The organism is Bradyrhizobium sp. DOA1, from assembly GCF_001593325.1.
Lineage (GTDB): Bacteria > Pseudomonadota > Alphaproteobacteria > Rhizobiales > Xanthobacteraceae > Bradyrhizobium.
In genome coordinates this window covers 4,606,630-4,633,240 of the sequence record NZ_JXJM01000001.1, presented here as the reverse complement: position 1 = coordinate 4,633,240, position 26,611 = coordinate 4,606,630, and the positions used below count along the sequence as shown (strand labels likewise).

Annotated in this window: 23 protein-coding genes and 2 pseudogenes; 15 read left to right on the top strand and 10 right to left on the bottom strand. The window is 64.1% G+C overall.

Features of this window, described 5'->3' with window-relative positions; translation table 11 throughout:
* The 4 genes from SE91_RS21695 to SE91_RS21680 form a co-directional block, all read left to right on the top strand.
* Window positions 1-508: SMP-30/gluconolactonase/LRE family protein (locus SE91_RS21695; protein WP_197489495.1), on the top strand; the 508-nt coding region annotated here is incomplete at its 5' end.
* An 8-nt stretch (window positions 509-516) separates the two neighbouring features.
* Window positions 517-1,356, top strand: a complete 840-nt coding sequence (locus SE91_RS21690; RefSeq protein ID WP_061849044.1) for an aldo/keto reductase — start codon at window positions 517-519, stop codon at window positions 1,354-1,356.
* Window positions 1,357-1,543: 187 nt separating this feature from the next.
* Window positions 1,544-2,485: a DMT family transporter gene (locus SE91_RS21685; RefSeq protein WP_061849043.1), complete on the top strand. Its 942-nt coding sequence runs from the start codon at window positions 1,544-1,546 to the stop codon at window positions 2,483-2,485.
* 60 nt (window positions 2,486-2,545) lie between these two features.
* Window positions 2,546-3,625 (top strand): zinc-binding dehydrogenase, encoded by a 1,080-nt coding sequence (locus tag SE91_RS21680; protein ID WP_061849042.1) that lies wholly within the window; start codon window positions 2,546-2,548, stop codon window positions 3,623-3,625.
* A gap of 146 nt (window positions 3,626-3,771) precedes the next feature.
* Here SE91_RS21680 and ppk2 read toward each other — a convergent pair whose 3' ends face one another.
* Together ppk2 and SE91_RS21670 are read right to left on the bottom strand one after the other, a co-directional pair.
* On the bottom strand, window positions 3,772-4,692 hold the full coding sequence (ppk2, locus tag SE91_RS21675) for a polyphosphate kinase 2 (RefSeq protein ID WP_008550415.1): 921 nt from the start codon (window positions 4,690-4,692) through the stop codon (window positions 3,772-3,774).
* Window positions 4,693-4,789: 97 nt separating this feature from the next.
* On the bottom strand, window positions 4,790-5,251 hold the full coding sequence (locus SE91_RS21670) for an Lrp/AsnC family transcriptional regulator (protein WP_008550413.1): 462 nt from the start codon (window positions 5,249-5,251) through the stop codon (window positions 4,790-4,792).
* A 134-nt stretch (window positions 5,252-5,385) separates the two neighbouring features.
* On the opposite strand from SE91_RS21670, the gene SE91_RS21665 reads away from it, so the two are divergent.
* Together SE91_RS21665 and SE91_RS21660 are read left to right on the top strand one after the other, a co-directional pair.
* Complete coding sequence (locus tag SE91_RS21665) at window positions 5,386-7,749, top strand: thiamine pyrophosphate-binding protein (protein ID WP_061849041.1); 2,364 nt, start codon at window positions 5,386-5,388, stop codon at window positions 7,747-7,749.
* A gap of 340 nt (window positions 7,750-8,089) precedes the next feature.
* The gene (locus SE91_RS21660; protein WP_060735438.1) at window positions 8,090-9,520 is read left to right on the top strand and encodes an aldehyde dehydrogenase family protein; all 1,431 of its coding nucleotides are present in this window, start codon (window positions 8,090-8,092) and stop codon (window positions 9,518-9,520) included.
* Window positions 9,521-9,698: 178 nt separating this feature from the next.
* On the opposite strand, the gene SE91_RS21655 is transcribed toward SE91_RS21660, so the two are convergent.
* Complete coding sequence (locus tag SE91_RS21655) at window positions 9,699-10,676, bottom strand: SMP-30/gluconolactonase/LRE family protein (RefSeq protein WP_061849040.1); 978 nt, start codon at window positions 10,674-10,676, stop codon at window positions 9,699-9,701.
* Between the two features lie 89 nt (window positions 10,677-10,765).
* Here SE91_RS21655 and SE91_RS21650 point away from each other — a divergent pair, with 89 nt between their 5' ends.
* Window positions 10,766-11,590: an NAD-dependent epimerase/dehydratase family protein gene (locus SE91_RS21650; protein WP_061849039.1), complete on the top strand. Its 825-nt coding sequence runs from the start codon at window positions 10,766-10,768 to the stop codon at window positions 11,588-11,590.
* 152 nt (window positions 11,591-11,742) lie between these two features.
* On the opposite strand, the gene SE91_RS21645 is transcribed toward SE91_RS21650, so the two are convergent.
* Complete coding sequence (locus SE91_RS21645; RefSeq protein WP_061849038.1) at window positions 11,743-12,648, bottom strand: transglutaminase family protein; 906 nt, start codon at window positions 12,646-12,648, stop codon at window positions 11,743-11,745.
* 183 nt (window positions 12,649-12,831) lie between these two features.
* Here SE91_RS21645 and SE91_RS21640 point away from each other — a divergent pair.
* A pseudogene (locus SE91_RS21640) lies at window positions 12,832-13,094 on the top strand (GlsB/YeaQ/YmgE family stress response membrane protein).
* Window positions 13,095-13,233: 139 nt separating this feature from the next.
* Here SE91_RS21640 and SE91_RS21635 read toward each other — a convergent pair.
* The gene (locus SE91_RS21635; protein ID WP_061851233.1) at window positions 13,234-14,106 is read right to left on the bottom strand and encodes a DUF6662 family protein; all 873 of its coding nucleotides are present in this window, start codon (window positions 14,104-14,106) and stop codon (window positions 13,234-13,236) included.
* 401 nt (window positions 14,107-14,507) lie between these two features.
* A complete protein-coding gene (locus SE91_RS21630; RefSeq protein ID WP_061849037.1) occupies window positions 14,508-15,437 on the bottom strand; it encodes a hypothetical protein in 930 nt (309 codons plus the stop codon).
* A 414-nt stretch (window positions 15,438-15,851) separates the two neighbouring features.
* Between SE91_RS21630 and SE91_RS21625 the strand changes: the two genes are divergently transcribed.
* A complete protein-coding gene (locus tag SE91_RS21625; protein ID WP_061849036.1) occupies window positions 15,852-16,265 on the top strand; it encodes a hypothetical protein in 414 nt (137 codons plus the stop codon).
* A gap of 39 nt (window positions 16,266-16,304) precedes the next feature.
* Here the strand turns inward: SE91_RS21625 and SE91_RS37725 are convergent.
* Window positions 16,305-16,434: pseudogene (locus SE91_RS37725) on the bottom strand (transcriptional regulator); the annotation flags it as partial.
* A gap of 184 nt (window positions 16,435-16,618) precedes the next feature.
* Between SE91_RS37725 and SE91_RS21620 the strand changes: the two are divergent.
* A complete protein-coding gene (locus SE91_RS21620; RefSeq protein WP_061851232.1) occupies window positions 16,619-18,337 on the top strand; it encodes an IlvD/Edd family dehydratase in 1,719 nt (572 codons plus the stop codon).
* A 12-nt stretch (window positions 18,338-18,349) separates the two neighbouring features.
* Here SE91_RS21620 and SE91_RS21615 read toward each other — a convergent pair whose 3' ends face one another.
* Entirely contained in the window at window positions 18,350-19,144 is a 795-nt protein-coding gene (locus SE91_RS21615; RefSeq protein ID WP_061849035.1) for an enoyl-CoA hydratase/isomerase family protein, read from the bottom strand.
* A gap of 246 nt (window positions 19,145-19,390) precedes the next feature.
* Here SE91_RS21615 and SE91_RS21610 point away from each other — a divergent pair, with 246 nt between their 5' ends.
* On the top strand, window positions 19,391-20,611 hold the full coding sequence (locus tag SE91_RS21610; RefSeq protein ID WP_061849034.1) for an NAD(P)/FAD-dependent oxidoreductase: 1,221 nt from the start codon (window positions 19,391-19,393) through the stop codon (window positions 20,609-20,611).
* Here SE91_RS21610 and SE91_RS21605 read toward each other — a convergent pair whose 3' ends face one another.
* Window positions 20,612-21,529: a ribokinase gene (locus tag SE91_RS21605; protein WP_061849033.1), complete on the bottom strand. Its 918-nt coding sequence runs from the start codon at window positions 21,527-21,529 to the stop codon at window positions 20,612-20,614.
* Window positions 21,530-21,535: 6 nt separating this feature from the next.
* On the bottom strand, window positions 21,536-22,429 hold the full coding sequence (locus tag SE91_RS21600) for a sugar kinase (RefSeq protein WP_008550379.1): 894 nt from the start codon (window positions 22,427-22,429) through the stop codon (window positions 21,536-21,538).
* 222 nt (window positions 22,430-22,651) lie between these two features.
* On the opposite strand from SE91_RS21600, the gene SE91_RS21595 reads away from it, so the two are divergent.
* The 4 genes from SE91_RS21595 (at window position 22,652) to SE91_RS21580 (ending at window position 26,597) form a co-directional block, all read left to right on the top strand.
* Entirely contained in the window at window positions 22,652-23,500 is an 849-nt protein-coding gene (locus SE91_RS21595) for a VOC family protein (RefSeq protein ID WP_061849032.1), read from the top strand.
* A gap of 218 nt (window positions 23,501-23,718) precedes the next feature.
* Window positions 23,719-24,426, top strand: a complete 708-nt coding sequence (locus SE91_RS21590) for a TetR/AcrR family transcriptional regulator (protein WP_197489494.1) — start codon at window positions 23,719-23,721, stop codon at window positions 24,424-24,426.
* 295 nt (window positions 24,427-24,721) lie between these two features.
* The gene (locus tag SE91_RS21585; RefSeq protein ID WP_061849030.1) at window positions 24,722-25,531 is read left to right on the top strand and encodes an ABC transporter permease; all 810 of its coding nucleotides are present in this window, start codon (window positions 24,722-24,724) and stop codon (window positions 25,529-25,531) included.
* A gap of 73 nt (window positions 25,532-25,604) precedes the next feature.
* Window positions 25,605-26,597, top strand: a complete 993-nt coding sequence (locus SE91_RS21580) for an ABC transporter substrate-binding protein (RefSeq protein WP_061849029.1) — start codon at window positions 25,605-25,607, stop codon at window positions 26,595-26,597.
* Window positions 26,598-26,611 lie beyond the last annotated feature (14 nt).

The following is a 26,611-nucleotide window of genomic DNA, read 5'->3' as shown; positions in this document are numbered from 1 at the left end:
CAACGACCTGCATCTCGCCTCCAACGGTGACATCTATTTTACTGATCAGGGCCAGACCGGCCTGCATGATCCAAGCGGCCGGGTCTATCGGCTGGCGTCGAACGGCCGGCTCGACTGTCTGATCAGCACCGGCATCAGCCCCAACGGCCTCGTGCTCGACCCGACCGAGGCCGTGCTGTTCGTCGCGATGACGCGCGACAATGCGGTGTGGCGGCTGCCGTTCATGAAGGACGGCAGCGTGTCGAAGGTCGGCCGCTTCTGCTCTCTGTTCGGCACCAGCGGTCCCGACGGCATGAGCATGGATGCCAAGGGCCGCCTGTTCGTCGGCCACGCCTCGCTCGGCCACGTCTTCGTATTCGCGCCGAACGGCGAGCTGATCGCACGGATCAAGTCGTGCGCGGGACCGAATTGCACCAATGTCGCGATCGGTGGCGAAGCCAACGATCGTCTCTACATCACGGAGTCTTCGACCGGTAGCGTGCTGGTGGCGGATATCAGCGGACTGTGAGCTCCAACATGAGAACAAATCCCTTCGGCAAGACGGGCACCAACGTTTCCGTCATCGGGCAGGGCACCTGGTATCTCGATCACGGCGATCGCAAGCGCGCCATTGCCGCGCTTCAGCGCGGGCTCGATCTCGGCATGACTCACATCGACACCGCCGAGATGTACGGCGATGCCGAGCTCGTCATTGCCGATGCCATCGCGGGCCGGCGCGACCAGGTGTTTCTCGTATCAAAGGTGCTGCCTAGCAACGCCTCGCGCCGTGGCACGATCACGGCGTGCGAGCGCTCACTGAAACGCCTCAAGACCGATCGCCTCGATTGCTATCTCCTGCACTGGCGCGGCTCGTATCCGCTGGAGGATACCGTCGCTGCGTTCGAGGAGCTGGTGAAGACTGGCAAGATCAAGTCCTGGGGGGTCTCTAATTTCGATGCCGACGATCTCGACGAGATTCTCGAAGTGGCCGGCGAGGGCCGCATCGCGTGCAATCAGGTGCTCTATCATCTCAAGGAGCGCGCGATCGAACATGCTGTGATCCCCTGGTGCGAACGGCATGGTGTCGCCGCGGTCGCCTATTCGCCGTTCGGTCATGACGATTTTCCGGATGAGCGCAGCAAGGGCGGTGCGGTCCTCGCGCGCATCGCGGAGGCGCGTCGCGTGACGCCGCGCCAGGTCGCGCTGAGCTTCCTCACCCGTGCAACTACGGTGTTCGCGATCCCGAAGGCGTCATCGGCGGAACATGCCGGCGAGAATGCGGCGGCGGGCGATCTCGTGCTGACGAAAGACGAGATTTCGGCGCTCGATGCGGCGTTTCCACGCGGACCGAAGCCGCGCAGCCTGCCCATGCTGTAATGCACAAACGTCTATTATTAATGGAGTATTGACGCGCGCGGCGGCTCGCGCATATCGGCATCCTGTTTTCGGAAGTTGTGAACGCGGCGCAATTGTCGTTTTTTACGACTGTTCTCGATTCGCAATTTCCCGGGTTCCAGCCGTGACACCGCCGCCCGCTGCAGCCGCAAGGCTCGACAGTATTCCTATGCCCGTGCCGGAGAAGAAGCAGGAGGCTCGCCGCGCGCCTGCGCGCGTCGATCATCCCTTCAAAGGCATTGCATTGGTGCTGTTGTCGACCGTGTTCCTCGGCCTCTCCGACACCACCGCGAAATATCTGTCGACCAGCCTGCCCTCGATCGAGATCACCTGGATCCGCTTCGTTACCTTCGCGCTGATGTTCACGCCGGTGATGATGCCGGGCTCGCCGCTGCATGCGATGCGCACCGAGCGTCTTGGCCTGCAGCTGATGCGCGGCGTAGCATTGCTCGGCTCCTCGCTGTTCTTCATCACCGGGCTGAGCTTCCTGCCCATTGCCGAAGCCTCGGCCACCGGCTTCGTCTCGCCGCTGTTCGTCACCGCGCTGTCGATCATCTTTCTGAGCGAGAAGGTCGGCATGCGCCGCTGGATCGCCACCGCGATCGGCTTGACCGGCGTGCTGATCATCCTGCGGCCGGGCACGAGCGCGTTCCATGCTGCCGCGTTCTTCCCGATCATCTCGGCGTTCTGCTGGGCCGCCGCGCTGATCCTGACGCGCATGATGAGCGGCCGCGAGGCCGTCCTCACCACCATGGCCTATTCGGCGCTGACGGGCGTTGCGATCCTCAGTGTCATGGTGCCGTTCGTGTGGGTCACGCCGAGCTGGAGCGCGATCGGGCTCGGCATCGTGATCGGAGTTGCCTCCACTGTCGGCCAGTGGATCATCGTGCTGGCCTATCGCTATGGCGATGCGTCGGTGCTGGCGCCGTTCTCCTACACGCAGCTGCTCTGGGTCAGCATCTTGGGATTCTTCATCTTCGGTGAGGTGCCTGATCTCTGGACCATCGTCGGCGCGGCCTTCATCGTCGCGAGCGGCCTCTACATCGCCCATCGCGAGCGGGTGCGGCGCGCCCAGCTTCTGGTGCTGGAAGAGCGTTCGCCGAACCCCTGACGCAAGTTCGCGCCTCCCATCGCGTGCTATCAATGGCTCCAACACCAGGGGAGGAGCCGGATGCGCGCTGCGATTTTCAGGAACGGTGAGATTGTCGTCGATCGGCTCGCGGAGCCGACGCCGGGTCCCGGCCAGGTTCTGGTCAAGACGCTTGCCTGCGGCATCTGCGGCTCCGATCTGCACGCGCGTCAGCACGCCCATCGCATGGTGGAGATGGCGCGGAAGGTCGGCCGCAAGCCGATGGACCTCAGCCGCGACGTCGTGTTCGGCCATGAGTTCTGCTGCGAGGTCGTCGACTATGGTCCCGGCACCTCGCGCAAGCTCAAGCCCGGGACGCGCGTCTGCTCGCTGCCGGCTCTGGTGACGCCAGCTGGAATTGAGGGCATCGGCTATTCCAACGACAATATCGGCGGCTATGCCGAGGCCATGCTGCTGAGCGAAGCGCTGCTGCTCGAAGTGCCCAATGGTCTTGCGCCGGAACATGCTGCGCTCACCGAACCGCTCGCCGTCGGCGTTCACGCGGTCGCCAAGGCGAACATAAGTGGAGGCGAGGTGCCGCTCGTAATCGGCTGCGGCCCGGTGGGCCTTGCGGTGATCGCGGCGCTGAAACTTCAAGGTCTGCACCCGATCATCGCCGCCGACTATTCGCCGGCGCGGCGCGCGCTCGCCGCTCAGCTCGGCGCCGACATCGTGGTCGATCCCAGGGTGTCGCAGCCCTATGCGACCTGGGCCGAGCACGCGCAGATGTCGGACGCCGAGAAGGCGGCGCGGCCGCCGTTCCAGGCCATGCTGCCGGCGCTGAAGCCCGCGATCATCTTCGAATGTGTCGGCGTGCCCGGCTTGCTGCAGCAGGTGTTCGAGGGTGCGCCGCGCGATGCACGCATCGTCGTGGTCGGTGTCTGCATGGAGACCGACAAAAGCGAGCCGATGCTGGGCATCATGAAGGAGCTGAACGTCCAGTATGTGCTCGGCTACACGCCGGAGGAGTTCGCGGCGTCACTGCGCCTGATCGCGGAAGGGCAGGTGGACGCCGCTGCGATGGTGACGGCCGAGGTGAGCCTCGACGGCGTCGCAAAGGCGTTCGCGGATCTGGCCAACCCCGAGGCACACACCAAGATCATCGTGCAGCCGTGGCGGTAGCCGCTTGGTAGGTGCCCTAGGGTGGGCAAAGGCGCATGGCGCCGTGCCCACCATGCACCGCTGTCGTGACGAGAACGGTGGGCACGCTTCCGCCGTCGCTCTTCGAGCTATGTCGGACAAGCCGCTGTGCCCACCCTACGAGACCTTCAATACTTCGCCGGCACGTACATCTCCGGCGGAACCGGGCCGCGCTGATAGTCGGGGTGGCGGACGCGCGGCGGCAGCATCACCGGCGCGCGAGCGACCTCTTGGTACGGGATTTGGCTCAGCAGATGCGCGATGCAGTTGAGCCGCGCGCGTTTCTTGTCGACGGCATCGACGATCCACCACGGCGAGTCCGGAAGATGCGTATGCTCGAGCATCGTCTCCTTGGCCTTGGTGTAAGCTTCCCAGCGGCTGCGGGCCTCGACATCCATCGGGCTCAGCTTCCACTGCTTGAGCGGATCCTTGATGCGCATGGTGAAGCGGAACTGCTGCTCGTCGTCGGTGATCGAGAACCAGTATTTGACCAGGATGATGCCAGAGCGGATCAGCATGCGCTCGAATTCCGGCACCGTCTTGAAGAACTCCCGGTATTCCTCCTCGGTGCAGAAGCCCATCACGCGTTCGACGCCGGCGCGGTTGTACCAGCTGCGGTCGAACAGCACGATCTCGCCGCCGGCCGGCAGGTGCGCGACGTAGCGCTGGAAGTACCATTGCGTACGCTCGCGTTCGTTCGGGGCGGGCAACGCGGCGACGCGGCAGATGCGGGGATTGAGGCGCTGGGTGATGCGCTTGATGACGCCGCCCTTGCCGGCGGAATCGCGGCCCTCGAACAGCACCACGACTTTCTTCTTCTCGCTCTGCACCCAGTCCTGCAGCTTGACCAGTTCGCCCTGGAGGCGGAGCAGTTCCCGAAAATAGAGCCTGCGATCGACCGTCGGCTTCAGTGTGCCCGTCTCGTCCAGGAGCTCGTCGAGCCTGGTGTCATCGAGCTCCATCTCAAGCTCCTCGTCGAGGTCGTCGGCCATTTCCTGAATGATGCGCTCGCGCTTGGCGATTTGGGACGTGCGGTCGGATGCAGTCATGGGCGTCTTCTCTCGGCTAGGGTGCCAGTATTACCAACGACCATCGACGGGCTTTGTTGCGCCCATGTGACAACCCGCCAATCCCCCTCAGCCAGGTTCACACCGGCAGCGCGATCGAATATTTCACCTGGCTCAGCGCAAAGCTGGACTCGATCGAGGCGATGCCGTCGAGCCGGGTCAGCTTGGTCTTGAGGAACGTCTCGTAAGAGGCGAGGTCGGCGGCGACGACACGCAGCAAATAGTCGCGGTTGCCGGTCATCAGATAGCACTCCAGCACCTCGTCCCATTTCGAGATCGCGCGCGCGAAGCGGTTGAGGTCCTCCTCCTTCTGCCGCGCCAGCTTGATCGAGATGAATACGCTGACGTGCAGTCCAAGTGCCTTCTGGTCCACGGTCGCGACATAGCGCGAGATGACGCCGCGCTCTTCCAGGAGCTTGACCCGCCGGTGGCAGGGCGAAACCGACAGGCCGACCTTGTCGGCGAGCTCCTGCATGGTCAGCCGGCTGTCGGCCTGGAGTAGCGCCAGGATTTTGCGGTCGATGGAGTCCAGATCGGGCATTGGGATGAAACCTGCATAATGGCGGCGAGGCTGGTAAAATATCCCAATTCTTTGGCGCATGTCGCAAGAAATTGAGATATCCGGCGCGTTCTGCAGGCGTATGATCGACGGATCAGATTCCGGAGCAGCGCGCCATGCCCGTCGATTCCGCCCGTCTGGACACATTGACCGCCCTTGCCCGCAAGGCGCTGTGGCTGTCGTCCTGGACCATCCATCACGCCAACCACATCCGCCCGAGCGCGGACGGCCTCAAGGTCGGCGGCCATCAGGCCTCGTCCGCTTCGCTTGCTACCATCATGTCGGCGCTGTACTTCCACGTGCTACGACCGGAGGATCGCGTCGCGGTGAAGCCGCATGCGAGCCCGGTATTCCATGCCATCCAATATCTGTTCGGTCGGCAGAGTCGCGAGAAGCTGGAGAATTTCCGCGGCTTCAAGGGCGCGCAGTCCTATCCCTCGCGTACCAAGGATGTCGACGACGTCGATTTCTCCACCGGTTCGGTTGGTCTGGGCGTTGCGCAGACGCTGTTCGCCTCGCTGGTGCAGGACTACGTCAAGGCGCATGGCTGGATGAAGGATCGCCGCGAAGGGCGGATGATTGCGCTCGTCGGCGACGCCGAGATGGACGAAGGCAATATCTTCGAGGCGCTTGCGGAGGGGTGGAAGCACGGCCTGCGCAACACCTGGTGGGTGGTCGACTACAACAGGCAGTCGCTCGATGCCGTCGTGCGCGAAGGTCTGTGGGAAAAGTTCGAGACCATGTTCCGCAATTTCGGCTGGGACGTCGTCATCGTGAAATACGGCCGCCTGATGCGCGAGGCCTTCGCCGAGCCGGGTGGCGAGGCGCTGAAGCGCTGGATCGACAATTGCCCGAACGCGCTCTACGCCGCGCTATGCTTCCAGGGCGGCGCCGCCTTCCGCAAGCATCTGCACGACGAGATCGGTGATCAGGGACCGATCACCAAGCTGATCGACAAGCGCAGCGACGACGAGCTCCTGGCGCTGATGTCCAATCTCGGCGGCCATGACATGGCGAGCATGCTGGAAGCGTTCGAAAAGATCGATCACGATCGTCCGGTTTGCTTCATCGCCTACACCATCAAGGGCGTCGGGCTGCCCTTCCAGGGCCACAAGGACAACCACGCCGGCCTGATGACCGTCGCGCAGATGGAGAAATATCGCGACAGCCAGAACATCCGGCCCGGACATGAATGGGACAAGTTCGAGGGCCTCGCGCAGAATGCGGCCGAGCTGGAGGCTTTCCTCGCGCGCGTGCCCTTCAATCAAGATGGCCGTCGCCTCGGCGCACCCGTCGTCGAGGTGCCCCAGCAACTCGCGTTCAAGCCGTCGCCGCAGATGTCGACCCAGCAGGGTTTTGGTCTCGTGCTGAACGAGATCGCACGCAGCGACAGCGAGCTGGCAAAACGCATCGTCACGACCTCGCCCGACGTCACGGTCTCCACCAATCTCGGCCCCTGGGTGAACCGTCGCGGTCTGTTCGCGCGTGCCGAGAAGGCGGATTTATTCCGCAGCGAGAAAATTCCATCGACCTACAATTGGGACGCTTCGCCCAAAGGCCAGCATCTCGAGCTCGGCATTGCCGAGATGAACCTGTTCATCATGCTCTCCGCGCTCGGGCTGTCGCATCAGATCAACGGCGAGCGGTTGTTGCCGGTCGGCACGCTCTACGATCCCTTCATCGAACGCGGCCTCGATGCGCTGAACTACGCCTGCTACCAGGATGCGCGCTTCATGGTGGCGGCGACCCCGTCGGGCATCACGCTCGCGCCCGAAGGCGGCGCGCATCAGTCGATCGCCACCCCGCTGATCGGCATGGCGCAGGATGGCCTCGCCTCGTTCGAGCCCGCTTTCGTCGACGAGCTCGCCGTGATCATGGGTTGGGGCTTCGACCATATGCAGCGCGATCCGGGCGAAGGCGGCTCGGTTTATTTGCGGCTCTCGACGCGCAGCATCGAGCAGCCGCAGCGCATCATGACGCCGGAGCTGAGGCAGGGCATCACCGACGGCGCTTACTGGCTGCGCAAGCCGGGCCCGAATGCCGAGGTCGTGATCGCCTATACCGGCGCGGTCGCACCGGAAGCGATCGAGGCGACAGGCTTCATCGGCGAGAGCCGCCGCGATATCGGCCTGCTCGCGATCACTTCGGCCGACCGCCTGCATGCCGGCTGGACCGCCGCACGGAAATTGCGCCGCGACCGCCGCGGGGTGCAGCATCTCAGCCACATCGAGAAACTGCTGGCGCCGCTGCCGCGCGACTGCGGCATCGTGACCGTGATCGACGGCCATCCCTCTGCGCTCGGCTGGCTCGGCGGCGTCCGCGGCCATCGCGTCGAGGCGCTCGGTGTCGAGCAGTTCGGCCAGACCGGCACCATCGCTGACCTGTACCGGCACTACGGCATCGATGCCAACGCCATCATCGATGCGGCCGAAAGCCTCACCACCGGCGCGCCGGTGCTGCATCGGAAGATGGCGGTGTAGTTGCGGTAACCGCCGCATGGGCCACGGGTCTGCAGCACACCGCTGCTCTGGACGATGCTTCGCATCGCCAGGATAGCGCTCCGCGGCGTCCGGGGCACTTGAGTGTCTGGACTCGTTATAATCTCGTGTCCTGGACGCGGCGCGGCATGAAATGACGCGACGCTGAGCCGAGACCCAGGTTCTTGCGATCGATGGCCGCTTGCCTCGCTTCAAATCGCGTCCCATATTCCGCGCGTCCGCCGCAACGCTGGCCCCGCATATGGCGGGTTCAACTATCGGCGCTTTCGTGCAAGGATGCCTGCCGAAACGCCCCCTCCAAGCCCCCAAGAAGAGGTTACCGATGGTCAATCGCATGCAATTCTACATCGACGGCGCCTGGGTCGATCCCGCCGTCAAGAAGTCCACCGCCGTGGTCAACCCCGCGACGGAAGAGGCGATGTACGAGGTTGCGCTGGGCTCCAAGGCCGACGTGGACAAGGCGGTCGCCGCCGCCAAGCGCGCCTTCGCCACCTTCTCGCAGACCAGCCGCGAGGAGCGCGTCGCACTGCTCACCAAAGTGATCGAGATCTACAAGGGCCGTCTCAAGGAGATCGGCGCTGCCGTCTCCGACGAGATGGGCGCGCCGCTGCCGATGGCGGAAAAGCTCCAGGCCGGTGCTGGCCTTGGCCATCTCATGACCACGCTCGACGTGCTCAAGAACTATCATTTCGAGGAGCCGGTCGGCACCGCCATGGTGCTGCGCGAGCCGATCGGCGTGGTCGGCATGATCACGCCCTGGAACTGGCCGCTCAACCAGATCGCCTGCAAGGTCGCGCCCGCGCTGGCCGCTGGCTGCACCATGATCCTCAAGCCGTCGGAGTTCACGCCGACCTCCGCGCTGATCTTCGCGGAAATCCTGCATGAAGCCGGCGTGCCGAAGGGCGTGTTCAACCTCGTCAATGGCCTCGGCCCCGAGGTGGGCGCCGCCATGAGCGAGCATCCCGACATCGACATGATCTCGTTCACCGGCTCCACCCGCGCCGGCATCGACGTGGCGAAGCGCGCTGCGCCGACCGTGAAGCGCGTCAGCCAGGAGCTCGGCGGCAAGTCGCCGAACGTCATCCTCGAAGGCGCCGACCTCACGAAGGCGGTGACCGGCGGCGTGATGCACATGTTCAACAACTCCGGCCAGTCCTGCAACGCGCCCTCGCGCATGATCGTGCCGCTCTCGAAGATGAAGGAAGTCGCCGCGATCGCGAAGGCCGTCGCCGACAAGACCAAGGCCGGTGATCCCCGCGGCGAAGGCACCACCATCGGCCCGGTCGTCAACCGCGGTCAGTGGGACAAGATCCAGGGCCTGATCAAGAAGGGCATCGACGAGGGCGCAACGCTCGTCGCCGGCGGCCCGGGCCTGCCCGAAGGCGTCAACAAGGGCTTCTATGTCCGCCCGACCATCTTCGCCGACGTCACCCCTGAGATGACGATCGCGCGCGAAGAGATCTTCGGGCCGGTGCTGACCATCATCGGCGCCAAGGACGAAGCCGATGCCGTGCAGATCGCCAACGACACGCCCTATGGCCTCGCCGGCTATGTCACCGGTGCGACGGTGGAAGATGCCAAGCGCGTTGGCCGCCAGATCCGCGCCGGCAACGTCAATCTCCAGGGCGTGCCGAACGACCGCACCGCGCCGTTCGGCGGCTACAAGCAGTCGGGCAACGGCCGCGAGTGGGGCAAGTACGGCCTCGAGGATTTCCTCGAAGTGAAGGCCGTCGCCGGCTTCAACGCGGCGTAAGTTTTAGCGGCGAATAGATAAAGCGCCGGAGCGGGCAACCGCTCCGGCGTTTTTCGTTTCGCTACGCCGTCGCCTCCTCGTGGTCATTGCGAGCGAAGCGAAGCAATCCAGAATCCCTTCGCGGGAATAGTGGATTGCTTCGTCGCAAGGGCTCCTCGCCATGACGGAGAGAGAGCGCCTATCCCCCCGCCGCGCCTTGCGTGTTCACATACAGCGCGTAGATCGACTGGCTCGCGGCCATGAACAGGCGGTTGCGCTTGACGCCGCCGAAGCAGACGTTGGCGCAGCGCTCGGGTAGCGCAATGCGGCCGATCATGACGCCGTCGGGCGCGAACACAACCACGCCGTCGAGTTCGGAATCGCCCATGCCCCAGCCGCACCAGAGATTGCCGTCGATGTCGCAGCGCATGCCGTCGGGCGTGCCGGGGCCGGCATCGATGTGGACGCGCTTGTTCGAGATCGCAGTGCCGTCGGCCGAGACGTCATAGGCGAGGATCTTGCGGTTCGGCACGCCGCGAGATTCGACGACGTAGAGGATCTTTTCGTCCGGCGAGAAACACAGCCCGTTCGGTCCGAGCACGCCTTGGGCGACGATGGTCGCCTTGCCGGTCTCGGGATCGAGCCGGTAGACGTTAGGATCGATTTCGGGTTCGGCCTTGTAGCCCTCGTAATTGCCGAGCAGGCCGAAGGTCGGATCGGTGAACCAGATCGAGCCGTCCGATTTAACAACGACATCGTTCGGCGAGTTCAACCGCTTGCCGTTGAATTGATCCATCAGCACGGTGATGCTGCCGTCATATTCGGTGCGCACCACGCGCCGGCCGCCATGCTCGCAGGTGATCAGCCGGCCTTGGCGGTCGCGTGTGTTGCCGTTGGCGAAATTCGAGGGTTTGCGGAATACGCTGACCGCGCCGGTCTCCTCCTCCCATTTGATGATGCGCTGGTTGGGGATGTCGCTGCACAGAAGGTAGCGCCCGTCGCCGAACCAGACGGGACCCTCCGCCCAGCGCAGACCAGTCGCCAGCCGCTCCACCGCCGAAAGCTTGAGCCAATATTTTTCGAAGCGGGGATCGAATGCCCTAATCGCGGGGTCGGGGTAATAGGTCGCCGGCCGCCAGCCTGGACGTTCCTGGGAGTCGGACGATGCCTCATTCATGTCGGTTCTCTCGTTTCGTTCCCTCTGGACAATCCTGCTATCATTAGGGACACGTGTCCGCAAATCGGTCACCACAGGCGAGGGAAGACATGCCGCGTATTTTGATGACGGGAGCTGCGGGCGGAATCGGCACGAGCCTGCGGAAACTGCTGCCGCCGATCTATCCGGATCTCCTGCTGTCCGACATCAAGCCGCCGGCCGATCTCGGCGCCAACGAAAAATTCAAGGCGGCGGATCTCGCCGATCTCGCGCAGTGCGAGTCAATCTGCGAGGGCATCGACGGCATCCTTCATTTCGGCGGCTATTCGGTCGAAGGCACCTGGGATCAGATACTCCAGGCCAACATCATCGGCGGCTACAATCTGTTCGAAGCGGCGTACCGCAAGGGTGTCAAGCGCGTTGTGTTCGCCTCGTCGAACCACGCCGTCGGCTTCTATCCGCGTCACCACAAGATCGGCACCGACGTCACTCCGCGCCCCGACGGCCGCTATGGGGTCAGCAAGGTGTTCGGCGAGGCACTCGGTGCGCTCTATGCCGACAAGCACGGGATGAAGGTGACGTGCCTGCGAATCGGCAATTTCGGCGACATGCCGCTCGACCAGCGCCGGCTTTCGATCTGGCTCAAGCCCGATGACCTCGTGCAGCTCTGCCGGATCGGGCTCGAGCATCCCGACATCCATTTCGAAGTCTTCTACGGCGCGTCCCTGAACGAGCGCGCCTGGTGGGACAACCACCGCGCCTACGAATTCGGCTATCGCCCCACAGGGCGCGCCGAAGATTTCCGCGATCACGCAATGGCCGAGCAGGCCAAGCTGAAGCCGGATCCGGTCGGCGATTATTTCCAGGGCGGTACCTTCTGCAGCATGGAATTCGACGGCGACGCCAGCCGGATCATCGATTGGAAGAAGCGGTAGCGTGATGGCAGCTTACGCGGTTGCGGCTGAAGGGAGGCCCCATCGCGGCCACGCTTCATGACGACGATGTCGGTCCGGCTCGACAGTCGCTTGAGCTCACGCAGCGGCTAACGGCTGAGCCATTCGTGCGGAGAAGTCGCCCCGCCGACGTCCTATGCTTCCGAAGGATCGAGCATTTCGCCGATCTTGTTGACGGCGACATTGATTGACATGCCCTGGTAATCGCCGGGATCGCCGAACCACGAACCGGCCAGCGGCACGGCCTGGCCCGGATGCCGCGCAATGGCCACTGGGATGAGATCGAAGCCGGCGCTCAGGCTGTTGGTGGGATCGTAGTCGAGCCAGCCGGCGCCGGGCAGAAACACCTGCACCCAAGCGTGGGTCGCGCCGGAGCCGGTCATACCCACAGCGCCACCGTCGAGCGTCGCATCGTAGAGATAGCCACTGACGAAGCGCGTAGCAAAGCCGAGGCGGCGCAACGTCTCGATCATCAACCAGGCGAAGTCCCGGCAGGTCCCGGATCTCGTGCGCAGCGTTTCACCGGGCGACTGAGTGCCTTCGGCGTCTCGCGAGCGATAGCTGAACTCGCTCCGAAACAGGCTCAGCATTCGGCGCAGCACGTCGGCAGTCCGGTCCTGATCGCCGGCCACGATGCTCTTGGTCCAAGCCGCATGGCTGCCGTCTGGATCGTCGGCATGCGGACGCAGATAGCCGGCAAGGTCGGTCCACTCGTCCGGCGTGTACTGCACGGGGACTTCCTCGGCCCGGGACTCCAGCGGAAACGACTCCAGGCCCTTGATGCCGAAATAGATGCCGCGGACCTTGAAGGTGAATGTGAGCTCGGTGCCGGGCTCGCTGAAGTCCATCACCGTGACGGCATTGGAACGGGAGTCGGTGACCCAATGCACCTTCGATGGCAGGCTGGTCGAAGCGGACCAGCGAAGCAGCCGGGTGGCGGCGCCGCGCCGCGGCAGGAACATGGCCCGGTGCGTGCCGAACGTTACCGGCTTCGCATAGCGGTACGTCGTCGTATGGGTGATCTCGCCGATGATCGCCATGCATCGTTCCGCTTCGCGCCTGCGGAGGCGTCGAGTGCCGTCTTACGCAGGAAGGCCGGCGAATAGCTTTCGAACCGGCCCCACTTCGCCGTTGATCTAGATCAAGGCTGTCCCTCGGATCGTCAGGCTGTTCAGGTGATCACGCCTTCCGTCATGTGTTTTGATGGGAATGGAGCGATGGGAATGGGCATCCTGTGGACGATCATCATCGGATTCGTCGTTGGGCTGGTCGCGAAGTTCATCATGCCGGGAGACAAATCCGAGCCAGTGGGTTCATTTTGACCACAGTCCTCGGCATTGTCGGTGCTTTCGTTGCAACCTGGCTCGGCCAAGCCGTGGGATGGTATCGGTTCGGAGAGGGGGCCGGCTTTGTCGGAAGCGTGGTCGGCGCCATCATCCTCCTGTTTCTCTACGGACTTGTCATGGGTCGGCAGGGGCGCGCCTGAGCGATCTATATGATCGGCCGAGCGTGAAAATCAAAGTGCTTGCTGCCGTGGTACTCGCGACGATCGCGTCGAGACCCGTGCCAGCCGCGCCGCTCAGCTCGGTAGTCTCGGAGCCGGCCGGTAGAACCGCGGCCGGCCATCAAAAGTGCAGGTTGATCCGCAACAACGCCTGATGACGCTCGAACTGCTCTAGGTTGAGGCTGCGGCTGTCGCCGACGGCGCTGCCTGCAACCTGCATCTGCCAGGTGCTGGAGATGCCGACCTCCTTGGAGATGGTGTAGGAGAAGGTGGGCCCCGCGAAGACAGCGTCGCCTACGTAGCGGTTGAGCGCACCGCCGTCATAGGCCCGCGCGTAGCGAACGCCGAGGCCGAGCACGAGGTCGGGCGTCAATACATAAGATATCGCGGACTGGAGCTGCATCTCGGAATCGTGCCGCCACAGATTGGTGGCGATCTCGCGTGTTCCGCCGGTCGCGTACCAGACGTTGAAGGCCGCAAACAGCCTGTCCTTGATCAGCTCGCTGTCGAACAGCGCGGCGAACTCACCGCCATATTGCGCGATGTGCATGCCGCTGCCGTCGTCGATCCGGCTCCAGCCGGGCTGCGCGTGGAGGGTCAATCCGAATGGCGCGACGGCGCGATCGACCAGCTTGTAGCGCAGCTCGAGCGCACCGCCGCTGAAAGCGATGTCCCGATGATCGGCAAGTCCCGGAACGCCCTTGATGTGCTGTCCGCTCAGCGAAAACCCGGGGGCGATCCGGAAGTTATCCGACACCGTGTATTTGACCTGATTGAGATTGGCCCAGGCTGCGTAAGTGCCTGAACGTTTTCCGAAGGCGCCGACATTCTCGAACTCCACCTCGATGTCGCCGGTCTTGCCGATATCGGAGCCCATGCTGAAACCGAAGATGTGCTCGGTGTCGATCTCCGCGTGAGCTGACGGCAGGCCCTGCGCCAGTCGCGGCTTGCCTTCGGCGAAGGCCGAAACGCAGCCCGCCACTTGGCCCGCCATGAAGATTGTTGTCGCCGCTGCGGCGAAGCGGAAGCGCAACTTTTCAAACACGAACAATCCAGCCCTCAACTGAGGCCTTGCTCTGCACATGGGAGGTCTCAATCCGCGAGCATCGCAAATGCAAGTCATTCGCAAAAAGATTTCACGTAACGGCTGTCGATGCAATTGTTGCGAGTCATTCTTAGTTGCGTTCAAATGTCGCGGCTGCTCGATGAGGTTCCAGCTTCGATCACTGGACGGACGACGGGGAGGCGGCCGGCAATGTTCAAGCGGGCCAGGGCCGGCTTGATCAAGCAACTCGAAATATGGCTGCGCCGACTATGACGCCGATGTCGACCGTGGGCTGTTGAGACGCATCGACCGGCTCCTTGCCCTTGGCGACCACCGATGCGCGCCGGCAATCAACCTTTTGCGATGTCGCGGCTCATCTTCTGCAATCGCGCAAACACGGCCCACGCGTTTGGATATTGGGCGTCTTTTGGATCGATCGTGAGCAGCGCGCGGCATGCTTCGTCGATCTCTGCCGGTGAGGGACGCATGGAGACGTCGCCCGCTGACTGTGCCTTCTTCCAGCGGTCCTCGACCTCTTTCGCCAAGGCCAGGGCTTCGGACGGCGTTCGTTTCCGGGTCGATCTCGCCAATGCGTGATCTGGAGGAAACGTGGGCCACGCGGCCGGAGGCTGGTCGGCCCGCCGCTCTCTCTCCTTGGCGGCCTCACGCGTCGCAGACGGATTTTGCCCATTTCCATTTCCAGCATCAGCCGGAACGGTCCGGGCGGCCAGCTCGCGGACTTGCTGCTCCATCGTGCCGCCGGACGACGATCCGCCCGCAGAGGCTGCAGCCGTCGTCAGGGCAGGCGCAACCGACGTCCTCACATCCGGGGCAGCCTTCTGAACGGTCTTGACGATCGACGACGCGCCGGGCGACAGAGCCGGCCGCTGTTGCGCGACTTTATCGTCTTCAGTGGGGCAAGGCCTGTATCCGGAACGCTGATGCGTTACCCGTCCGTCGTCGTCGATGCGGGCAAAATCAATGGCCACGGTGTAGACGAAGGCGACATCGACGAACTGGCCGGACTTGTCCCGTGCCTTGACGCCCCCGCAAACATATCTCGCTGCATCGGATTTGACTGAGCGCAACGTGCTGAATGTGGCCGTAGCAGGATCGATCAACACATGTCGGACGGCTGCGCGTGCTTTCGCATGTTCCGAGGAGAATGTGCTGAGCAGAAAGTCCGGGTTGATGAAAGCGGGCTGGTAGTACCACACACACTCCGCGGCGAAAAACGCTGCGCCGAAGCCGACTGCGATCAGGAAACCCGGTACATTCATGTGATTGCTCCGGGCAATGGAACCCGGAATGGTTGTTGTATGTTTCTGCATCTATTTGCGATAGAGTCCTCTAACAACCCGTTAATCGGTTGAGAGATTGCGCGGCATCTACCAGAAGGTACCAGCTGAATCGGATGAGTTCTGCCGCAACCCGTTGCGCTCTTGTACGCCGGGGAGGCAAGAGTTCGGATTGCAGCAGCCCACAACACGTCGTTGTGAGCGCAGCGAAGCAATCCAGAATCCCTCCGCGGCAAGCACTGGATTGCTTGGCGGCGCTCGCAATGACGCGTTGAGGGAGCATGGCTCGTCCGCAGGCCGATGACCCCGCGGCGCTCCCATTGATCCAGGTCAACACCGCTCCGGGCATCGTCTGGCTCTCGACACGGGCGATCGAAATCCGAGAGAGCCACAACAATGAAGATCAAATTGTCATTCGTCGCGATGCTTGCGGCGTCCGTGCCGGCAGTGGCGCAAGCCGTGCCGCTCAGCGAGGCCGAAGCGACGTTCCTCGACCAGCTCGTCACTGCATCGGTGGTGCTCGAGCAACGATGCGACGGTTATGAGGTCGATGGTGCCGGCGGAGTCCAACTCGGCGCCCGGCTTCTCGGCAGCCCCGAAGCTGCGATGGTCATGATCGATGCCTACGCTGCTGCCATCAAAGCGCACGATGGAGAGAGCTACGATTCCGGCAAATTCCGGCCGGAAGTGTTCGACGCGGCCGCTAAGGCGTTTCGGCGGGTCCGCACAGACTTGATCAAGAACCCGAAAAGAGCGTGCGCGGATTATGGCAACGCCAGCGTGGAGCAAGGACTGCTGAGGCGATATTGAGTCCAGCGCGGCGCACGCTGCCCATGCGCGCCAAGAACCCCGCAAATCGTAGATCTGACGCCTCCTCCGCGGAGTAGAACCGCACGGCCGCGCCGACACTCGCCTCGCGGCGGACGATGCCGCGGCACTCGGCATCCACCAGCGCCTGGCGCGAGGTGCCGCAGCGCGACCTGTCGGATATGCTCCACCTTCAGGCGCCTTGCCGGTCCATCCTGTGGCGCAGGGTAGGCGAACGTTGTCCAAAATTCGCGACGCAAGGCCCTGCGTTGGCTGCCTCTGCTCCAGCGTGGACCAATCTTATTGACAATCTGCATTGAGGCGGTACCACAAGGCAACTTCGAAGGATTGGCATGATGACGAGTGGCTTGCGCAAGGGTCTGACGAGCTATGGCGATGCCGGCTTCTCGCTGTTCCTGCGCAAGGCGTTCATCAAAGCCATGGGCTATTCCGACGACGCGCTGGAGCGTCCGATCGTCGGCATCACCAACACCTATAGTGACTACAATCCCTGCCACGGCAACGTTCCCCAGATCATCGAGGCCGCCAAGCGCGGCGTGATGCTGTCCGGCGCGATGCCGTTCGTGTTCCCGACCATCTCGATCGCCGAGAGCTTTGCGCATCCGACCTCGATGTATCTGCGCAATCTGATGGCGATGGACACCGAGGAGATGATCCGCGCCCAGCCGATGGATGCGGTGATCGTGATCGGCGGCTGCGACAAGACGCTTCCGGCGCAGGTGATGGCCGCGATCAGCGCCGATTTGCCGACCGTCGTCATTCCGGTCGGTCCCATGGTTGTTGGTCATCACAAGGGCGAGGTGCTGGGCGCCTGCACCGACTGCCGCCGTCTCTGGGCGAAATATCGCGCCGGCGACATGGACGATGCCGAGATCGAAGCCGTGAACGGCCGTCTGGCGCCGTCGGTCGGCACCTGCATGGTGATGGGGACGGCCTCGACCATGGCCTGCATGATCGAAGCCATGGGCCTGTCGCTGCCGATGAGCGCGACGATCCCGGCGCCGCACGCCGAGCGTTTTCGCCTCGCCGAAGCGAGCGGCAAGGTGGCCGCCGAGATGGCGAAGACCAAGGGACCGAAGCCGAGCGAGGTGCTGACGCCGGCCTCGTTCAGGAATGCGCAGGTCGTGCTCCAGGCCATCGGCGGCTCGACCAATGGGTTGATCCATCTGACCGCGATGGCGCATCGCTCGCCGCATCGACTCGATCTCGAGAAATTCGACCAGATCGGCCGCGAGGTGCCGGTGCTGGTCGACCTCAAGCCGTCCGGCGAGCATTACATGGAGCATTTCCACCACGCCGGCGGGGTGCCGAAACTGCTGGCGCAGCTCGGCGATCTCGTCGATCTCGACGCGAAGACCATCACCGGCCAGACGCTGCGCGAGATCGCGGCGAATGCGGAGGACGTGCCTGGCCAGGACGCCATCCGCCCGCGCGACAATCCGATCAAGAAAGAGGGCGGCCTCGCGGTGTTGCACGGTAATCTCGCCCCGCGCGGCGCCGTGATCAAGCAATCGGCCGCGAGCCCGAAGCTGCTGCAGCACACCGGCCGCGCGGTCGTGTTCGAATCCGTCGAGGACATGACCTTGCGGGTGGACGATCCCGATCTCGACGTCACCGCCGACGACGTGCTGGTGCTGCGCAATGCCGGCCCGAAAGGCGCGCCGGGGATGCCCGAGGCGGGGTACTTGCCGATCCCGAAGAAGCTGGCGCGCGGTGGCACCAAGGACATGGTGCGCATCTCGGATGCGCGCATGAGCGGCACCGCGTTCGGCACCATCGTGCTGCACATCACGCCGGAATCCGCCGTCGGCGGGCCGCTGGCGCTGGTTCAGAACGGCGACATGATCAGCCTCGACGTGGCCAAGCGCAGCATCGAGCTGCTGGTCGACGCTGCCGAGCTAGAACGGCGCCGCGCCGCGCTGAAGCCTTCTGCTGCTCCCGAGGAGGCGCGACGCGGCTACGCCTGGCTGTTCAACGAGACCATCATGCAAGCCGACGAGGGCTGCGACTTCGATTTCATGCAGCGGACCGGGCCTAGCGCGGCGAAGCGCTGAGCGGCGGCGGCGCTATTTGCCTTTGCTGGTGAACTTCTTCACGGCGGTGCCGAACGCCTCCGTGTTCATCGCCATGATGATCTTGTGCTCCTCGGCATCGAGCTGCTGCTTCACCGGCGTGGTCGCAGCCTGATAGACCAGCTGCTTGGTGCCTGCGATCGCCGCCGGCGGATTCTGTGCCAGGCGCTCGGCGAGTTGTCGCGTCGCTGTCTTCAGCTCCGCGGCGGGAACGATCTTGGCGACCAGGCCCCATTCGTAGGCTTGCTGCGCGGTAAAATTGTCTTCGGCCAGGAAGATCTGGAGCGCGCGGCGGGAGCCGACCGTGCCGACGATGCCGACCGTGGAGCCGCCGTCCGGCGACACGCCAATCTTGGCGTAGGCCGGCGTGAACTTGGCATCGTCGGCGGCGATGCAGAGGTCGGTGACGAAAGCGAGCCCCATGCCGGCGCCGGCGGCCGAGCCGTGCACGCTCGACAGCGAGATCTTCGGCATGCGGCGGATGATCTCGATGAAGGCGTGATAGTGCTTCAGCAGCTCGCCGACGACAGGCGTCACCGTGCCCGCTTCGGCGGCGGCCCCGATGGTCTGAAGATCGCCGCCGGCCGAGAAGGCGCGGCCTTCGCCTTCGAGGACGACGACGCGGATGCTGTCGTCGCCTTCGAGCGTGGCCGCGAGCTGCTCGAGCTTCTGCGCGATCGCGAGATTGATCGAGTTGTAGGCGGCGGGGCGGTTGAGCGTGATGGTTGCAATCGGGCCGTCGATCCGCAGCAGGGCGGGATCATCGGGCTTTGAGACGGGAGCTGGCATTCTGGAAATCCCCGGCATGAGGTTTGCTGCTGCAACTAAATCGCAGAAGGCGAGGGGTGACAATCCCCGGCCGCCAGTGCCCCCGCGCCCCGGCTCTTGCGCTGGGCCGAACGATAGGCTCAAATGGGCTCGCCTTCGCCAAGGGACGGACACGAGCGCCGGCTCCTCCAGAGGCCAGCAAACCAAAATCAGCGTGAGAGGAGACGACATGGGTCACGCTCGTGTCTTGCGGAAATGGGCTGTCCAATGACGGGCGGTCCGGTGATCATCGTCGGCGCCGGCCATGGCGGCTATCAGGTTGCGGCATCGCTGCGCCAGGCGGGTTTTTCCGAGCGCGTCTGCCTGATCAATGACGAGGCGCATCTGCCCTATCAGCGGCCGCCGCTGTCCAAGGCTTACATCAAGGGCTCGGCCGGGCCTGAGAGCCTGATGTTCCGCCCCGAGAAGTTCTACCAGGATCAGAAGATCGAACTGATCGCGGGCCGTGCGGTGTCGATCGATCGCGCCGCGCACAAGCTGCTGCTCGCATCCGGCGAGACGCTGCCTTACGGCCACCTCGTGCTGGCGACGGGCGCGCGCAACCGGCTGCTCGACCTGCCGAACGCCAACCTGCCCGACGTGAAATATCTGCGCATCCTCGACGACAGCGAGTCGCTCAGGCAGATCGTGCCGTCAAAGAAACGTGTGGTGATCATCGGCGCCGGCTTCATCGGCCTCGAATTCGCCTCGACCGCACGGATCAAGGGCCTCGAGGTCGACGTGCTAGAGCTTGCGCCGCGCGTGATGGCGCGGGCGGTGACGGCGGAGGTCTCGGAGTATTTCCAAGAACGCCATCGCGAGGCCGGCATCCGCATCCATCTCGGCGTGCAGGCCACCTCGATCGAAGCCGAGGGCGACAAGGTCACGGGCGTGTCCTTGAGCGACGGCCGGCATCTGCCCGCCGACCTCGTCGTAGTCGGCGTCGGCGTGCTGCCGAACATCGAGCTTGCCGCCGAGGCAGGGCTCCCGGTCGCCGCAGGCATCGTCGTCGACGAATATCTCTCCACCGCCGATCCCGCTATCTCCGCGATCGGCGACTGCGCGCTGTTCGCGAACCCGCGCTTCGGCGGATCGCAGCGGCTGGAATCGGTGCAGAACGCCACTGATCACGCCCGCTGCCTCGCAGCAAAGCTGACCGGCGACAGGAAGCCCTACGACAGCCATCCCTGGTTCTGGAGCGACCAGGGCGACGACAAGCTCCAGATCGCGGGCCTTACCACCGGCTACGATCGCGTCGTGATGCGTGGTGATCCCGCCAGGAAGGCGTTCTCCGCGTTCTGCTACAAGGGCGACAGGCTGCTCGGCATCGAGTCGATCAACCGCGCCGGCGACCACATGTTCGGTCGCCGTTTGCAGGCGATGGACCGTTCGATCACGCCCGAGCAGGCCGCCGATGAGAGCTTTGACCTGAAGAGCGCGCTGGCGTAATCAGCCACTCTTGAGGACGGCCGCCACTTCCGCGGCCGTCGGCATCGATGGTCCCGCGCCCATGCGCTGCACGCCGATCGAGGCGGCGGCGTTGGCGAAGGTGAGGGCGTCGCGTAAGGCCGCGCCCTCGGCCAATTGAGCTGCGAGCGCACCGACGAAGCAATCGCCTGCGCCGGTGGTGTCGACTGCCTTCACCGCGCGCCCTTGCACCGCAATCTCCTCGCGCCCGGCAAGCGCCAGCACGCCGCGCCTGCCGAGCGTGACGCAGATGGTCTGGTCCTTATGCGCCTGGAGCTTTCGCGCGACGTCGATGATCGGCGCCGTCTCATCGTTCTCCGAGAGCGCCGCATTGGTGAGGAAGCCGAGCTCGGTTTCGTTCAGCACGAGGACGTCGACCAGCGCGAGCAATTCGCCCGACATGTCTTGCGCCGGCGCGGGATTGAGCAGCGTCGACGCGCCAGCTGCACGCGCGCGCTGAAAGAACGCAACGATCGTCGGAAGCGGAATCTCGAACTGGCTGACGGCAACGTCGCCCTTCACGAGCGGCACGATTCCGACATCATCCGCGCTGACCAGCGCGTTGCTGCCGGGAATCACGACGATGGTGTTGTCGGCCTCGGCGACGGTGATGATGGCAGTGCCGGTATGGGCCTCGATTGTCTCTTGAACGTAGCCGAGATCGATGCCCTGATCGCCCAGGAACGTCCTCAGCTCAGCCCCGAACGAGTCCCGGCCCAGCCGCCCGATCAGCGTGGTCGCAGCGCCGAGCCGTGCCGCCGCGACCGCCTGGTTGGCGCCCTTGCCGCCCGGGAAATACAGCACCTGCTTGCCCGCAACGGTCTCGCCGACGCGCGGATGGCGATCGGCCGTCGCCACCACATCCATGTTGATGCTGCCGGCAACGAAGACGCGTCCCATCTGACTCTAGACCCTGACCTCGAACTCGTGCCTGACCTTGGCGATGTCGACCAGTGTCGGCAGGCCGGCCTCGTTGCCGAGGCGCTGGATCTTGTAGGTCGAGGCGGCGCGGGCAAAATCGAAATGCTCGCGCCAGCTTTTGCCGGGATGGGCGAGGTAGGAATAGACATAGGCTCCGTGGAAGACGTCGCCGGCGCCGTTGGTGTCGATCACCCGCTCGCGCGGGATCGGCATCGCCGGCATCACCTGCACGGCCCCGGTTTCGTCGTACCAGAAGAGGCCCTTCTCGCCCATGGTGACGCCGCCGATCTTGCAGCCGCGGCCCTTGAGGTAGTCGAGCATCTTCTCTGGCGTCAGATCCATCTGCTCGCACAGCCGCTCGGCGACGATTGCGACGTCGATGAACTCCAACAGCTCATGCGTGTTGGTGCGCAGGCCGCCGCCGTCGAGCGAGGTCAGGATACCGGCCTCGCGGCAGACCTTGGCGTAGTGGATCGCGGCATCCGGCTGGTGGCCGTCGACATGCAGCGCGCGGCAGCCGCCGAGATTGAGCATCGGGAAGGGATGGATGTGCTCGTCGTCGCGGCAGCGGACGATGGCGCGCTTGCCGTCCTTGGGCATGATGAAGGAGAGCGAGGACTGGTTGACCTTCCGCCCGTGCAGCGAGATCGCGTATTTCGCGCACATGTCCTGGAACATGCGGCCCAGCCAGTCATTGGCCGCTGTCGCGATCAGGTCGGGCACGATGCCGAGCTTGGCGCAGCAGAACGCCGCCGTCACCGCGTTGCCGCCGAAGGAGACCGCGTAGTCCGACGCCACGTGCTTCTCGTCGCCGGTCGGCATGTGGTCGGTGATGAAGACGACGTCGATATAGGTCTGTCCGATGAAGAGAGCCTGCATTGCTTGTCCGTGATGCGCTTGTGGTCCCGGCGGGCGGAATTACTCTAACACCGGTTCCGCTCCGGAGGGACGCTGAAATTATCCGCAAAACCGCCCCGAAGCGCTTGAGGTCAGCATATTGCCGGAATACGACCATGGCAGGCTAATGCCAAGCCCGGACAAACGCCGTCTTTCGGCCTGAGGGGTTCCCGAGTCAATCAAGGGTCGATCAAGGGGGAAGAGATGATCACCGGCCTCGATCACGTCGTCGTTCTGGTCCGGAATATCGGTGCAGCCAGGGCGGCCTATCAGACGCTGCTCGCTCGCGCGCCGGCCTGGCAGAACTCCGGCGAGGGCACCGACCGGGTGCTGTTCACCCTCGACAACATGACGATCGAGCTGATGGCGCCGAACGGTTTCAGCGTCACCGCCGACCGCATGCGCGCGCTGCTCGACGACCAGGAAGGCGTGCTCGCCAGCCTGTGCTTTCGTGTCGCAGACATCGGCAAGATGCATCGCCGGTTGGATCGCGTGGCTTTGAGGCCGGACCCGATCGCCGAGGTCGAAAGCAGCGATGCCGTCACCGAGGCCGTGCTGCACTGGAAGCGTACGCGTGCGGCCACGGAGCTCACGCGCGGTGTGCGCATGTTCTTCCTCGAGCTCGCCGACGAGCGTCCCAAATCGGTCACAACCGACATCGCGCCGATCGAGGCGCTCGACCATGTCGTGGTCACGACCGAGGACTCCGACCGCGCCGCCGCGCTCTATGGCGCACGGCTCGGACTCGATCTGGCGCTCGATCGCTCGCACCACGATTGGGGCCAGCTGATGTTCTTCCGTTGTGGCGACCTCATCGTCGAGGTGGTGCGCCGGCCGGTGGCAGGCGGCGACCTCGCGCATGACCGCCTCTGGGGTCTGAGCTGGCGCGTCGCCAACATCGACGCCACCCGCGCCCGGCTGATCGCGGGCGGACTCGACGTCTCCGAGATCCGTAACGGCCGCAAGCCGGGCACGCGCATCATGACGGTGCGCAGCGGCACCTGCGGCATCCCGACCGTGCTGCTGGAGCGCTCGCCGAAGCCGGTGGATTAGGAAGGCGCTCTATCCATCCGTGTCCCGGACGCGCTGCAACGCTCTTGCGTTGCTGCGCAGAGCCGAGACCCACAAGGCCGCGACCTCGCACTTCGAGGCTTGGGCCCCGGCTCTGCAGCGCACCGCTGAAGCGCTGCGCTGCGTCCGGGGTACGAGATCGTTCTCAAACGCCCGCCCACATGTTACATGCCTCCTAGAGCATCCAGCGAGCAACCGGTTTGGCGACAGCAAAGCGAACTCTGAAATGGCAGCGTGACCCCGAGGGGATGCGGCTGCGCATTCTCGAAGCCGCCAAGCAGGAGTTTTCCGCGCATGGCCTGGCCGGTGCGCGCGTCGACCGCATCGCGGCGAAAGCCGGTGCCAACAAGCGCATGCTGTACTATCACGTCGGCAACAAGGACGAGCTCTATCTCGCCGTGCTCGAAGGCGCCTATGACAAGATCCGCAGCGAGGAGCGGGGGCTCGATCTCGAACATCTCGAGCCGGCCGAGGCGATCAGGCGGCTGATCGAGTTCACCTGGAACTACTTCCTGCGCAATCCCGAATTCCTGTCGCTGCTCCAGACCGAGAACCTCGCGCGCGCCAAGCACCTGAAGAAGTCGACCAAGGTCAAGTCGATGCACTCGCCCTTCGTCGAGATGATCCGCACCGTGGTGCGCCGCGGCGTCGACAGCGGCGACTTCCAGGTCGCGGTCGATCCGGTGCAGCTCTACATCTCCATCGCAGGTCTCTGCTTCTTCTACCTCTCGAACTCGGCGACGCTCAGCGTGATCTTCGGCCGCGATCTGCTCGCCAAGGACGCCAAGGACGAGCGCCTCGCCCACATGGTCGGCATCGTGCTGGCCGCGTTGACAGGGCAGTCGATGGCGCTGTTCGAGATCGCGAAGGCGCCGAAGGCGCGCGCGGGTGTGGTGCAGACGGTGTAGCGGTTTGGGCACCCGCTTCCACAATCTCTGCCGTCATTGCCCGCGAAGGCGGGCAATCCAGTATTCCAGAGGCAGTTATTGTTGAACCGAGAGGCCACGGCGTACTGGATTCCCCGCCTTCGCGGGGAATGACACCGAGGGCAGGCGCGAAGAGCGCCATGCCATCCTCATCCGTCCCAATTCGACTTCCAGATCCTCCGGAACCGCCGCAAAACGCCACAGGGAAAGCTCTGGACAGTATTTATCCAACGAGTTAATTTCTCCCCACAACGAAGAAGACTGCCGGGAGTGAAAATTGGCCGAGCCCAAGCCGCAAAACGCTGTTTCCAAGCTGCTGAATGCAGCCTGGGTTCGGCCGTTCTTGTTCCTCGTCTTCATCGTCGTCGCCTGGGATCTCGCGATCCGACTGTTCAAGATCCCCGCCTACCAGATCCCGTCGCCGCTCGACGTCGTCGCCGTGCTGCGTACCGAATGGCCGGAGTTGCTGCGGCAGTCCTGGCCGACCACCTATGCGACCGTGTGCGGCTTCCTGCTGTCGGCGCTGTTCGGCATTCCCGTGGCGATGCTGATCGCGGGCTCCAAGACGGTGGAGAGCTACGTCTATCCGCTGCTGGTGTTCTCGCAATCCGTGCCGAAGATCGCCATCGCGCCGCTGTTCGTGGTCTGGTTCGGCTTCGGCATCATTCCCAAGGTGATTTCGGCCTTCCTGCTCGGCTTCTTCCCCGTGGTGGTCTCCGCCGTGCAGGGCTTCAAATCGGTTGATCCTGACATGGTCGATCTCGCCCGCGCCATGCAGGGCAGCCGCTTTCAGGTGTTTCGCGCGGTGAACCTGCCGCATGCGCTGCCGGCGATCTTCTCAGGCCTCAAAGTCTCGGTGACGCTCGCCGTGGTCGGTGCCGTCGTCGGCGAATTCGTCGGCTCCAATTCCGGCATCGGCTACGTCATGCAGCGCTCGATCGGCACGTTCGACCTGCCGACCATGTTCGCGGCGCTGGTGATCCTCGCACTGCTCGGCGTGGTCCTGTTCTGGGTCGTCGACCGGATCGAGAAGCTGGTCATTCCCTGGCACGTCAGCCAGCGCGAGGACGTGATTTTCGCCTCGTGAGCATTTCGGCTCTGAAGTGAAGCAACGAACGGCCACCAACGGCCGACACAACAACGGCAAAGGGAGAGTGACGATGAAGCGGTGGATAGGGGCTGTCTCGGCGGTGCTGATGAGCTTCGCGGCGATCCCGGCGCAGGCGGCCGACAAGGTCGTGCTGATGCTGAACTGGTACGTCTATGGCGAGCACGCGCCGTTCTATTACGGCAAGGCCAAGGGCATCTATGCGTCGGAGGGCATCGACCTCGAGATCCAGGAAGGCCGCGGCTCGGCTGCGACCACGCAGGCCGTCGCCGCCAAGACCGCGGACTTCGGCTATGTCGACGTCCCCACCATGATGCGCGCCGCCATCAAGGGCGCGCCGGTGGTTGCGACCGGCGTGCTGCTCCAGACCTCGCCGATGTCCGCAATGGGCTTCGCCGACAAGAACATCAGGAAGCCCGAGGACATCAAGGGCAAGACGGTGGCGATTACGCCAGCCGACTCCATGACCCAGATCTGGCCGCTGTTCCTGAAGAAGACCGGCCTGAAGGAAAGCGACTTCAAGACGGTGGCCGGCGACGGCCAGACCAAGCTGAATGCCGTCATCAACGGCCAGGCTGATCTCCTGCTCGGCTACGTCATGGACCAGTCGATGAAGATCAAGGACGCCACCGGCAAGGACGTCTATCCGATCAAGTTCGCCGACTACGGCATCAACATGGTGTCCTCGGGCGTCATCGCCAACACCGACTATGTGAAGGCCAATGCCGATCTGGTCCGCCGCTTCATGTCGGCGACCACCAAGGCGGTCGAAGCGGCCGAGAAGGAGCCGAAGGCGGCGGCGCAGGCGATCCTCGATGCCAACCCCAAGGGCGGCAAGATCGACACGCTGACCCAGGGCTTTGAGCTGACCATTCCGCTCTACCGGACCGCGGAGACCAAGAGCAAGCGGCCGTTCCAGGTCACCGACCAGAACATGACCGACTCGGTCAATCTGATGGTCGAATATGGCGGTCTCGACGCCAAGGCCAAGGAGAACCCGAAGGCCTTTTACACCAACGATTATCTGCCGAAGAGCGGCTCGTGAAACCTGCGGCTGTC

Excerpts from the sequence above, each read along its gene's own strand:
- SE91_RS21630 (WP_061849037.1), bottom strand. The coding sequence starts at position 15,437 with ATGAATGTACCGGGTTTCCTGATCGCAGTCGGCTTCGGCGCAGCGTTT.
- SE91_RS21645 (WP_061849038.1), bottom strand. The coding sequence starts at position 12,648 with ATGGCGATCATCGGCGAGATCACCCATACGACGACGTACCGCTATGCG.
- SE91_RS21610 (WP_061849034.1), top strand. The coding sequence starts at position 19,391 with ATGACGGGCGGTCCGGTGATCATCGTCGGCGCCGGCCATGGCGGCTAT.
- SE91_RS21600 (WP_008550379.1), bottom strand. The coding sequence starts at position 22,429 with ATGCAGGCTCTCTTCATCGGACAGACCTATATCGACGTCGTCTTCATC.
- SE91_RS21595 (WP_061849032.1), top strand. The coding sequence starts at position 22,652 with ATGATCACCGGCCTCGATCACGTCGTCGTTCTGGTCCGGAATATCGGT.
- SE91_RS21605 (WP_061849033.1), bottom strand. The coding sequence starts at position 21,529 with ATGGGACGCGTCTTCGTTGCCGGCAGCATCAACATGGATGTGGTGGCG.
- SE91_RS21685 (WP_061849043.1), top strand. The coding sequence starts at position 1,544 with ATGCCCGTGCCGGAGAAGAAGCAGGAGGCTCGCCGCGCGCCTGCGCGC.
- SE91_RS21655 (WP_061849040.1), bottom strand. The coding sequence starts at position 10,676 with ATGAATGAGGCATCGTCCGACTCCCAGGAACGTCCAGGCTGGCGGCCG.
- SE91_RS21670 (WP_008550413.1), bottom strand. The coding sequence starts at position 5,251 with ATGCCCGATCTGGACTCCATCGACCGCAAAATCCTGGCGCTACTCCAG.
- SE91_RS21625 (WP_061849036.1), top strand. The coding sequence starts at position 15,852 with ATGAAGATCAAATTGTCATTCGTCGCGATGCTTGCGGCGTCCGTGCCG.
- SE91_RS21660 (WP_060735438.1), top strand. The coding sequence starts at position 8,090 with ATGGTCAATCGCATGCAATTCTACATCGACGGCGCCTGGGTCGATCCC.
- SE91_RS21580 (WP_061849029.1), top strand. The coding sequence starts at position 25,605 with ATGAAGCGGTGGATAGGGGCTGTCTCGGCGGTGCTGATGAGCTTCGCG.
- SE91_RS21615 (WP_061849035.1), bottom strand. The coding sequence starts at position 19,144 with ATGCCAGCTCCCGTCTCAAAGCCCGATGATCCCGCCCTGCTGCGGATC.
- SE91_RS21635 (WP_061851233.1), bottom strand. The coding sequence starts at position 14,106 with ATGGCGGGCCAAGTGGCGGGCTGCGTTTCGGCCTTCGCCGAAGGCAAG.
- ppk2 (WP_008550415.1), bottom strand. The coding sequence starts at position 4,692 with ATGACTGCATCCGACCGCACGTCCCAAATCGCCAAGCGCGAGCGCATC.
- SE91_RS21680 (WP_061849042.1), top strand. The coding sequence starts at position 2,546 with ATGCGCGCTGCGATTTTCAGGAACGGTGAGATTGTCGTCGATCGGCTC.
- SE91_RS21665 (WP_061849041.1), top strand. The coding sequence starts at position 5,386 with ATGCCCGTCGATTCCGCCCGTCTGGACACATTGACCGCCCTTGCCCGC.
- SE91_RS21690 (WP_061849044.1), top strand. The coding sequence starts at position 517 with ATGAGAACAAATCCCTTCGGCAAGACGGGCACCAACGTTTCCGTCATC.
- SE91_RS21620 (WP_061851232.1), top strand. The coding sequence starts at position 16,619 with ATGACGAGTGGCTTGCGCAAGGGTCTGACGAGCTATGGCGATGCCGGC.
- SE91_RS21650 (WP_061849039.1), top strand. The coding sequence starts at position 10,766 with ATGCCGCGTATTTTGATGACGGGAGCTGCGGGCGGAATCGGCACGAGC.